Source organism: Micromonospora sp. 15K316, from assembly GCF_004348525.1.
Lineage (GTDB): Bacteria > Actinomycetota > Actinomycetes > Mycobacteriales > Micromonosporaceae > Micromonospora.
The window spans coordinates 1-7,966 of the sequence record NZ_SMKG01000254.1; the positions used below are offsets into that span (position 1 = coordinate 1).

Here is a 7,966-nt window from a genome sequence, read left to right on the forward strand (position 1 = left end):
GTGCGGGCGAGGGGGCGCCGGGGACGGTGGTCACGCCCTCGGCCGAGTTCCCGCCGCTGGACCGGGCGGAGCTGGGCGCGTTGCGCCGCATCGGCGAGCGCTGGCACGTACCCGCGGACGGACCTCCGCCGGACCCGGAGCGGCTGCCGCTGGATCCGACGCTCGAACGGAGCCGGGCCGAGCCGGCGCCCGGCCGGTTCGGTCGGCTCGCGCCGATCGCCATGTTCCGGGCGGGCGAGCCGGGCGAGCTGGTGGCGACCGAGCCGGCGAACGCCCCGTCGACGCGGGTGGGTCAGGCGCTGTTCCGCTGCCGGCGGGCGCTGTTCGGCCCGCCACTGACCAGCGCGGCGGTCTTCTACGAGCGGATGCGCAAGCTGGTGGCGCTCCCGGTGCTCTCCTCCGACCTGCTCAGTTCGGTGGCGTACGGGCCGGAGGCGATGCTGGCCGTGCTGGTGCTGGCCGGCAGCACGGCGCTCGGCCTGTCGCTGCCCCTCGCCGCGGTACTGGCCGTGCTGATGGTCGCCGTGGGCCTCTCCTACCGGCAGACCGTGGTCGCCTACCCGCACGGCGCCGGCTCGTACGTGGTGGCCCGGGAGAACCTCGGCGTCCGGCCGGGGCTCCTCGCCGCGGCCGGCCTGCTGGTCGACTACGTGCTGACCGTCGCGGTGTCGGTGGCGGCCGGGGTGCACGCGGTCACCTCGGCGCTGCCCGGGCTGGCCCGGTACACCCCGCTGCTCGGGGTGCTGACCATCGCCGTGCTCCTCGCCGGCAACCTGCGCGGGGTGCGCGCCGCCGGCAACCTCTTCGTCTGGCCCACGTACGCCTTCGTCCTCGCGCTGCTCGCCGTGCTCCTGGTCGGCTACGCGCGGGCCGGGGCTCGCGGCTTCGAACCGCTCCCGCCGCCGGCGGCGCCGGCCGCCGAGGGGCTGGGGCTGCTGCTGGTGCTGCGTGCCTTCGCGTCGGGCGCGGTGTCGATGACCGGCATCGAGGCCGTGTCGAACGCCGTTCCGGTGTTCCGCCCACCCGAGTGGCGGAACGCCCGCACGACGCTCAGCTGGATGATCGGGATCCTGGTCGTGCTCTTCGTCGGGCTCACCGTGCTGATCCACCTGAACGGGCTGGTGCCGACCCCGGAGAACACCCTGCTCTCCCAGCTCGCCCGGGCGACGTTCCCCACCGGCCCCTGGTACGCGCTGGTGCAGGCGGCCACCGCGCTGATCCTGCTGCTGGCCGCGAACACCGCGTTCAACGGTTTCCCCCGGCTGCTCTTCTTCATGGCCCGGGCCGGGCACGCGCCGCGCCGGTTCCTGCACATGGGGGACCGGTTGGCGTTCAGCAACGGGCTGGTCGCGCTCGCGGTCACGGCGGGCGCGGTCTTCATCGCGTTCCGCGGCCGCACCGAGGGGCTCATCCCGCTCTACGCGGTCGGGGTCTTCCTCGCCTTCACCCTCTCGCAGGCCGGCATGGTGGTGCACTGGCACCGGCGGCGGGACCGGGGGTGGAGCCGGCGGGCGGCCGTCAACCTGCTCGGCGCCGTCCTCTCCGGTCTGGTGCTGGTGACGGCCGCGATCACCAAGTTCGCGGAGGGCGCCTTCGTGGTGGTCGTCGCCGTCCCGCTGCTGGTGCTCGCCTCGCTCGCCATCCACCGGCACTACCGGAGGCTGCACCGGTCGCTGGCGCTGCGCGCGCCGCCGGACGGTCGGCGCTCCGGACCGCCGCCCGCCGCCGCGTCGCTGCGCGGAACCGCCGGACCGGCGGCGTCCGTCGAGGCGCAGGAGCTTCCGCAGCAGGTACGGCACCTGGTGGTGGTGCCGGTGGCCCGGCTGAACCGGGCGTCGCTGCGGGCACTGGCGTACGCGGCGTCGCTGCGCCAACCGACCCTCGCCGTGCACATCGCCCCCGAGGACCCCGAGGCGGACCGTTTCCGGGAACAGTGGGTGGCCTGGGGAGACCACGTGCGGCTGGAGACGATCGTGTCGCCGTACCGGACCGCGATCGGGCCACTCGCCCACTACCTGGAGGCGCTGCACGTCTCCCGTCCCGACGTGCTGCTCACCGTCGTCGTGCCCGAGGTGGTGGTGCGGCGGCCGTGGCACCGGCTGCTGCACAGCCGGGCCGAGCACCGGCTGCGGCGTGCCCTTCGAGCGCTGCCCGGCGTGGTGGTGACGAGCCTGCCCGTGCATCTGGCCGAGTAGACGATCCGGTCAGTACCGGTCCGGCCGGGTGTCGGCCCGGCGGAGCCCCTTGAGCACCTGGCGCGCCCACGCCAGGTTTGCGCACCCGTCGTCGCCACACCGCCGGCACGCACCGTGGGCGTGGTGCTCCCGGATGATCCCCTTGGCCAGCAGCGGCAGCCACTGCGCCCGGGACAGCTCCTGCTCGATCAATCGGACCTCCGCAGAACGGGCAGGCCCGGCCACCGAACCCCGTTCAGGCAGCCGGACCGCTCACCGAGTCGGCCCCAGCCGGTTGCTGTTCGTGCGGGCCCACACCGGAGACAGTGCCCTGCCACACTCGACAGTGTCAAATATGACAGCTGTCATCTGTGACAGTTTCGAGTTGCATAGCTTCGATGCATGGTCCGCAGACTGTACGGCAGCGCCGAGCTACAGGAACGCCTCGGCGTCTCCCGAGCGCGCATCGTGCAGATCACTGGCCGCCCCGACTTCCCGCCGCCCTTCGATCGCCTGGCCGGGGGAGCGGTGTGGTTGGTCGAAGACGTGGAAGCGTGGATCTCCGAGCACCGGCCGTGGCAGGCGCAGGGCACCAACCCGGACGAGAGCTGAGAAAGGCCCGGACCGTCAGGTCCGGGCCGTAGCTGACCGGGTGCACCGCAGCGGAGGCGCACCCGGTCAACCGGGGTACCGATCAGGCGTTAGTCGCGGACGCGGGTCAGGGGCGCTGGCCCACCTCGTCCACGACGGCGACCTCCAGCATGGCCGACGTGCCGGCCGTGCCGAGGAAGGTGTGGCTCTCCTCGTCGAAGACGAGCACACCGGACTTGCCCTCGTGCGACCAGGCGATCCCGATGCCCGGCCGCCCCGCGCCGTCCTGGACGTCCGGTACGACCGTGAGCCCGGGGATCCGCGCGGCCGCCTCGAAGAGCGCTGCCCGCACCCGGGGGCGCAGGTACTTCGACGCGAGGAGGTCGTGGACGTCCTTGCCCAGGGCGTTCGAGTCGCCCGGCTCACCCCGGTAGTTCTCGTTCAGGTGGTCGAGCATCGCGTCCGGGTCGGTCGGCAGGTCGGGCAGGTAGGCCGGGCTCGGCGTGCACGGCTCGGTCTGCCGTGGGTCCATCCGGCCACCCTTCGTCACGGCCGCCCGCCCGTCGCGGCAACCCGGCAGCGGGGTGTTCTCGTCGTCGGTTGCGGGCGTCTGCCGGAGCAGCCCGTCGTGCGTACCGTCCACCGACAGCCAGGACTCGTCAGTCGAGGCGCCGGAGCGGGTCTTCGTGTAGATGAACTGGTCGGGGCGAGGCTCGACGTCCGGGAGCTGGAGCGCCGCGGCCGCCGCGCCGTGCAGGACCTGCGTCGCCTCCGCGTGGGCGGCCGGGACCTGGCCGCCGATCCGGTCGGGAACCAGCACGAGCACGGCGGCGAGAGCCGCCGCGACGCCGGCCGTCGCCCAGCCGGCGACCAGGAGACGCCGCACCCGCCGGGTACGCCGTGCCGGACGCCGCGGGAGTTCGCCGCCGGGCTGCTCCGCGCCCATCGCGGCGACGAGCCGATCACGGGCGGGCGTGAGGTCACCGGAGTTCGGGAGCGGGGCGTTCCCGCTCAGCTCCCGGACCAGCCGAATGTCATCCATTGCTGAGGCTCTCCTCGAAAGTCGTGCTGGGATCGGTTTCACCCAGCGCCTGGCGGACCTTGCGACGGGCGCGATTCAGTCGGGAGCGGACGGTGCCGACCGGGATCGCCAGGGCCGCCGCCACCTGCTCGTAGGTCAGCTCCTCCCAGGCGATCAGGAGCAGGACGTCCCGATCGCCGGGGGAGAGCTCGGCCAGCGCCCCGGTCAGCAACCGGCGAAGCGACCGGGCCGTCACGTCGGCGTCGATCCGGTCGGCGGGGAAGTCCTCGCCCCGATCCGCGGCGAGGGCCTGCCGGAGGCGGTACTCGCGCACCTCGTCGCGCCGGTGCTGACCGACGAGGTTGGTCGCGATCCCGTACAGCCACGGCCGGGCGTCGGGCCGCTGCGGGTCGTACTGCCGCCGTTTGCGGAACGCGGTGAGGAACGTCTCGGCCACCAGGTCGTCGGCCGTCTCCCGGCCCAACCGACGAGCCAGATACCGATGAATGTGGGAGGCGTGCCGGTCGAAGATGACGGCGAAGCGGTCCGGATCCCGCGCCGACCTCCCGATGATGGTCGCGTCGTCCTCCATGTCGACGACGATCCCGCCTTGCCCTGTCCGATGCATACGCGACCTTTCGTGGGCGCTGAGGGTTCATCCGGTTATCAGCAGAACGCCCACAGAGGGTTCACGACGGATCCTCGGTACGGTTCCCTCCACTGCGGGCTTGCCCGGCGTCTGCCCGGGTGAGGAGGGCGAGTTGACGACTGAGGACCGGGCCCGGGCCGGCTTCGCCGACTTCGTGCGGGCCGAGAACGCCGGGCTGACCAGGTTCGCGTACCTGCTCACCGGCGACCGGCTGGCGCTCGGCGGACGAGGCGGTGGCGCTGGTGGCTGCTCGGCGCGGCGGCGCTGGCCGTTCCGCTGCTCGCCCTGCTCCGCCAGTGGCGGCCGGCGCACCGGGACGCGCCCACGGCCGGGCGGTCACACGTCGTGGACCGGGAGCACGCGGGTGACCGGGGCGGAGTCGCCGAGCGCGGCCCGTAGCGCGAGCCGCTCCGGGTCGGCCAGGAAGCTCTCCAGACCCTCCGGGGCGATGAAGCGGATGACGTGCACCTCCTCGCGGCCGTCGTCGGTGCGCAGCCGCCGCTCCAGCCGGCCACCGTGCCGGCCGAGCAGGGCGAGCACCGCGTCCTCGTACCGCTGCCCGGCTTCGACGTCGGGCAGCTCGACAAGCGCGACCAGCCGCACCGTGCCGGCCGGGTCGGCGACCAGCGACTTCCAGAAGTGGTGGTCGACGTGGCCGCCGGGGATGCCGTCCCGGATGCCGGTGTCGGTGTAGCCGTGCCGCCGGTAGAAGCCCGGCGCCTGGAACGAGAACGACGACACGGAGATCTCGGTGCGGCCCCGGTTCCGGGCCTCCTCCTCGGCCGCCCGCAGCAGCCGGCCGCCCCAGCCGTCGCGGCGCCGGTCCGCCCGGACCCAGACGGTGTTGATGCCGGCCCGCCCGCCCCAGGTCCACCCGGTCAGGCCGGCGATCAGTTCGCCGCCGTCGTCGGTGACCCGGACGGAGAGCCCCGCCTCGTCGCCCGCCCCGGTGGCGGCGTTGTTGAAGGCGGTCAGCTCCCGGTCGATGCGCTCGGTCAACTCGGCGTCCTCGCCGGCGACGTGCAGGACCGGCCCGGTGGTGGTGTCGTTCCCCGTCGTCATGGCGCGGAGTATGGCAGCGACGGGGTGCCCGAGGCAGACCCCATTGCGGGTCAGTCGTCGAGACCGACGGCCTTGGCGCTGGCCGTCCAGAGCCGCGCGGCCAGCCGCGGGTCGGCCGCCTTGCGCAGCGGACGACGCAGCCGCCGGTTGTAGTAGTAGGCCCCGTTGCGGAGCCGCCCCGGATCGGAGTTGACCAGCCAGAGCAGCGTCTCCGCGCCCTTCTCCGGGCTGCGGAACGGCAGCAGGCGCATGCCGGCCGCGACCAGCCGGCTCTCGTTGCCGAACCGGGTCCGCACCACGCCCGGGTGGAAGCAGTGCGCGTGGACGTCCGACCAGCGCCGGGCCGCCTCGGCGGTGAAGAGGATGTTCGCCTGCTTGCTGGTGCCGTACGCGGTCAGGGCCCGGTAGCGGCGCAGCGGAAGGTTGAGGTCGCTCGGGTCCAGCGCGCCGCTGCGGTGCGCGCCGGAGGCGGTGACCACCATCCGGCCGACCCGGTCCCGCAGCAGGTTGCTGAGCAGGAACGGCGACAGATGGTTGGCCTGGATGGAGAGTTCGAAGCCGTCGACAGTGGTGACCGGCTGGAGCACTATCGCTCCGGCGTTGTTCACCAGCACGTCGATCCGGTCGTACGCCGCCCGCAGCTTCTCGGCGAGCCGGCGTACGTCGTCGAGCACCGCGAAGTCGGCCCGGAACAGCTCGGGCGTCTCCCCGGAGGCGTCCCGGACCTGGCTCCCGGCGGCCTGCAGGCGGGCCGGGTCACGTCCGACCAGTACCACCTGGTCGCCCCGGCGCGCCAGGTCGACGGCGGCCGCCCGGCCGATGCCCGAGCTGGCGCCGGTCACCACCACCAGGCGACGCCCAGTGAGATCTTCCACAGCTCCGTTCACCGCGGTCATGGCGCGAGGTTACCGTGGCGTAACTCCCTTTGGGATCGTCACGTATCGAACTTCGTCGGCAGCACGCCGCGCGGGAAGGAGCCATCCATGGCCGCTCTCGGTCGACCCCGCAGGTCTTGCCTCGCGGTGCCGGGTTCCAGCGTCAAGATGCTCGGCAAGGCCCAGGGGCTCCCGGCCGACCAGGTCTTCCTCGACCTGGAGGACGCGGTCGCGCCGCTGGCGAAGCCGGACGCCCGCAAGAACATCGTGGCCGCGCTCAACGAGGGCGACTGGGTCGGCAAGACCCGGGTGGTACGGGTCAACGACCTCACCACCCCGTGGACCTACCGGGACGTCATCGACGTGGTCGAGGGTGCGGGCGCCAACCTGGACTGCGTGATGCTGCCGAAGGTGCAGAACGCCGAGCAGGTGCACTGGCTGGATCTGCTGCTCACCCAGATCGAGAGGACGCTCGGCCTGGAGGTCGGCCGGATCGGCATCGAGGCGCAGATCGAGAACGCCGCCGGCCTGGTCAACGTGGACGCCATCGCGGCCGCCTCGCCTCGGGTGGAGACGATCATCTTCGGCCCGGCCGACTTCATGGCGTCGATCAACATGAAGTCGCTGGCGGTCGGCGCGCTGATCCCGGACTACCCCGGCGACCCGTACCACTACATCCTGATGCGGATCCTGATGGCCGCCCGGATGCACGACAAGCAGGCCATCGACGGGCCGTTCCTGCAGATCCGGGACGTGGACGGGTTCCGTGAGGTGGCCCGGCGTTCGGCGGCGCTCGGCTTCGACGGCAAGTGGGTCCTGCACCCGGCCCAGATCGAGGCGGCGAACGAGGTCTACTCGCCGGCGCAGGCCGACTACGACCACGCCGAGTTGATCCTCGACGCCTACGAGCACTACACCTCGGAGGCGGGTGGCCGGCTCGGCGCGGTGATGCTCGGCGACGAGATGATCGACGAGGCGTCCCGGAAGATGGCCCTGGTGATCGCCGCCAAGGGGCGGGCTGCCGGGATGACTCGTACCTCCTCGTTCACCCCACCCGTGGAGTGACCGGCTGTCGTGCCGTCCGGGGGAGTCCCGGACGGCACGACAGCTGCCGAGGACTGGGCCCACGTCGCGGAGATCGGGAGCGCGCACGCGCGGCACCCCGATCGAGGCCAGGTGGGTCGAGGCGCGCGACGGTCAGCTGCTCTGGTTGGCCGCGATGATGATCGCCACGATGATGACGATCGTGGCGAGCACCGCGATCCCCGTGGAGATCCAGCCCATGATGATGCCGGCGTTCGCCATGCCTTCGCCGCTCTCGCCCCGCTCGCGGATCTGGCGCTTGGCGATGTGGCCGAGGATCGCGCCGACGACGCCGATGATGCCGCCGACGCCGTAGCCGCAGAGGCCCATGATTCCGGTGATGCCGACGACCATCGCGGCGACCGCCATCCCGTTCGTGGCGGGCACGGGCGCGGCCGGGTAGCCGTAGCCCGGGTAGCCCGGCGGCTGGCCGGGCTGGGCGTACGGGGCGGCGGCGGGCGGTTGCGGCGCGCCGTACGGGTGCTGAGCGGCGTACGGGTCGGCCGGGACG

General features: G+C 72.9%; 9 protein-coding genes. 3 read left to right on the top strand and 6 right to left on the bottom strand.

What is annotated here, in order from left to right; translation table 11 throughout:
* The first annotated feature begins 26 nt into the window (after positions 1-26).
* Positions 27-2,195: an APC family permease gene (locus E1211_RS28425; RefSeq protein WP_132352713.1), complete on the top strand. Its 2,169-nt coding sequence runs from the start codon at positions 27-29 to the stop codon at positions 2,193-2,195.
* A gap of 9 nt (positions 2,196-2,204) precedes the next feature.
* Here E1211_RS28425 and E1211_RS28430 read toward each other — a convergent pair whose 3' ends face one another.
* Positions 2,205-2,387: a hypothetical protein gene (locus E1211_RS28430; RefSeq protein ID WP_132352699.1), complete on the bottom strand. Its 183-nt coding sequence runs from the start codon at positions 2,385-2,387 to the stop codon at positions 2,205-2,207.
* A gap of 189 nt (positions 2,388-2,576) precedes the next feature.
* On the opposite strand from E1211_RS28430, the gene E1211_RS28435 reads away from it, so the two are divergent.
* Positions 2,577-2,786, top strand: coding sequence for an AlpA family transcriptional regulator (locus E1211_RS28435; protein WP_132352701.1), 210 nt, complete (start codon positions 2,577-2,579; stop codon positions 2,784-2,786).
* Between the two features lie 106 nt (positions 2,787-2,892).
* On the opposite strand, the gene E1211_RS28440 is transcribed toward E1211_RS28435, so the two are convergent.
* The 4 genes from E1211_RS28440 to E1211_RS28455 all read right to left on the bottom strand — a co-directional run bounded on the left by E1211_RS28440 (position 2,893) and on the right by E1211_RS28455 (position 6,372).
* Positions 2,893-3,807 carry a CU044_5270 family protein gene (locus E1211_RS28440; protein ID WP_132352703.1) on the bottom strand — a complete coding sequence of 305 codons (915 nt, stop codon included), beginning with the start codon at positions 3,805-3,807 and terminating at the stop codon, positions 2,893-2,895.
* Positions 3,800-4,378 (bottom strand): RNA polymerase sigma factor, encoded by a 579-nt coding sequence (locus E1211_RS28445; RefSeq protein ID WP_243709734.1) that lies wholly within the window; start codon positions 4,376-4,378, stop codon positions 3,800-3,802. Before E1211_RS28445 ends, E1211_RS28440 begins: the two co-directional genes overlap by 8 nt.
* 393 nt (positions 4,379-4,771) lie before the next feature.
* Positions 4,772-5,497 carry a GNAT family N-acetyltransferase gene (locus E1211_RS28450; protein ID WP_132352707.1) on the bottom strand — a complete coding sequence of 242 codons (726 nt, stop codon included), beginning with the start codon at positions 5,495-5,497 and terminating at the stop codon, positions 4,772-4,774.
* A 50-nt stretch (positions 5,498-5,547) separates the two neighbouring features.
* Positions 5,548-6,372, bottom strand: a complete 825-nt coding sequence (locus E1211_RS28455) for an SDR family NAD(P)-dependent oxidoreductase (RefSeq protein ID WP_132352715.1) — start codon at positions 6,370-6,372, stop codon at positions 5,548-5,550.
* Positions 6,373-6,480: 108 nt separating this feature from the next.
* Here E1211_RS28455 and E1211_RS28460 point away from each other — a divergent pair, with 108 nt between their 5' ends.
* Positions 6,481-7,437, top strand: coding sequence for a CoA ester lyase (locus E1211_RS28460; RefSeq protein WP_132352709.1), 957 nt, complete (start codon positions 6,481-6,483; stop codon positions 7,435-7,437).
* A 132-nt stretch (positions 7,438-7,569) separates the two neighbouring features.
* Here E1211_RS28460 and E1211_RS28465 read toward each other — a convergent pair.
* Positions 7,570-7,966 (bottom strand): DUF4190 domain-containing protein (locus tag E1211_RS28465; protein ID WP_132352711.1); only part of this gene is annotated, 397 nt, incomplete at its 5' end.

What these genes read in the sequence shown, in the direction of transcription:
- E1211_RS28435 (WP_132352701.1), top strand. Translation starts at nt 2,577, where the DNA reads ATGGTCCGCAGACTGTACGGCAGCGCCGAGCTACAGGAACGCCTCGGC.
- E1211_RS28440 (WP_132352703.1), bottom strand. Translation starts at nt 3,807, where the DNA reads ATGGATGACATTCGGCTGGTCCGGGAGCTGAGCGGGAACGCCCCGCTC.
- E1211_RS28445 (WP_243709734.1), bottom strand. Translation starts at nt 4,378, where the DNA reads ATGGAGGACGACGCGACCATCATCGGGAGGTCGGCGCGGGATCCGGAC.
- E1211_RS28450 (WP_132352707.1), bottom strand. Translation starts at nt 5,497, where the DNA reads ATGACGACGGGGAACGACACCACCACCGGGCCGGTCCTGCACGTCGCC.
- E1211_RS28460 (WP_132352709.1), top strand. Translation starts at nt 6,481, where the DNA reads ATGGCCGCTCTCGGTCGACCCCGCAGGTCTTGCCTCGCGGTGCCGGGT.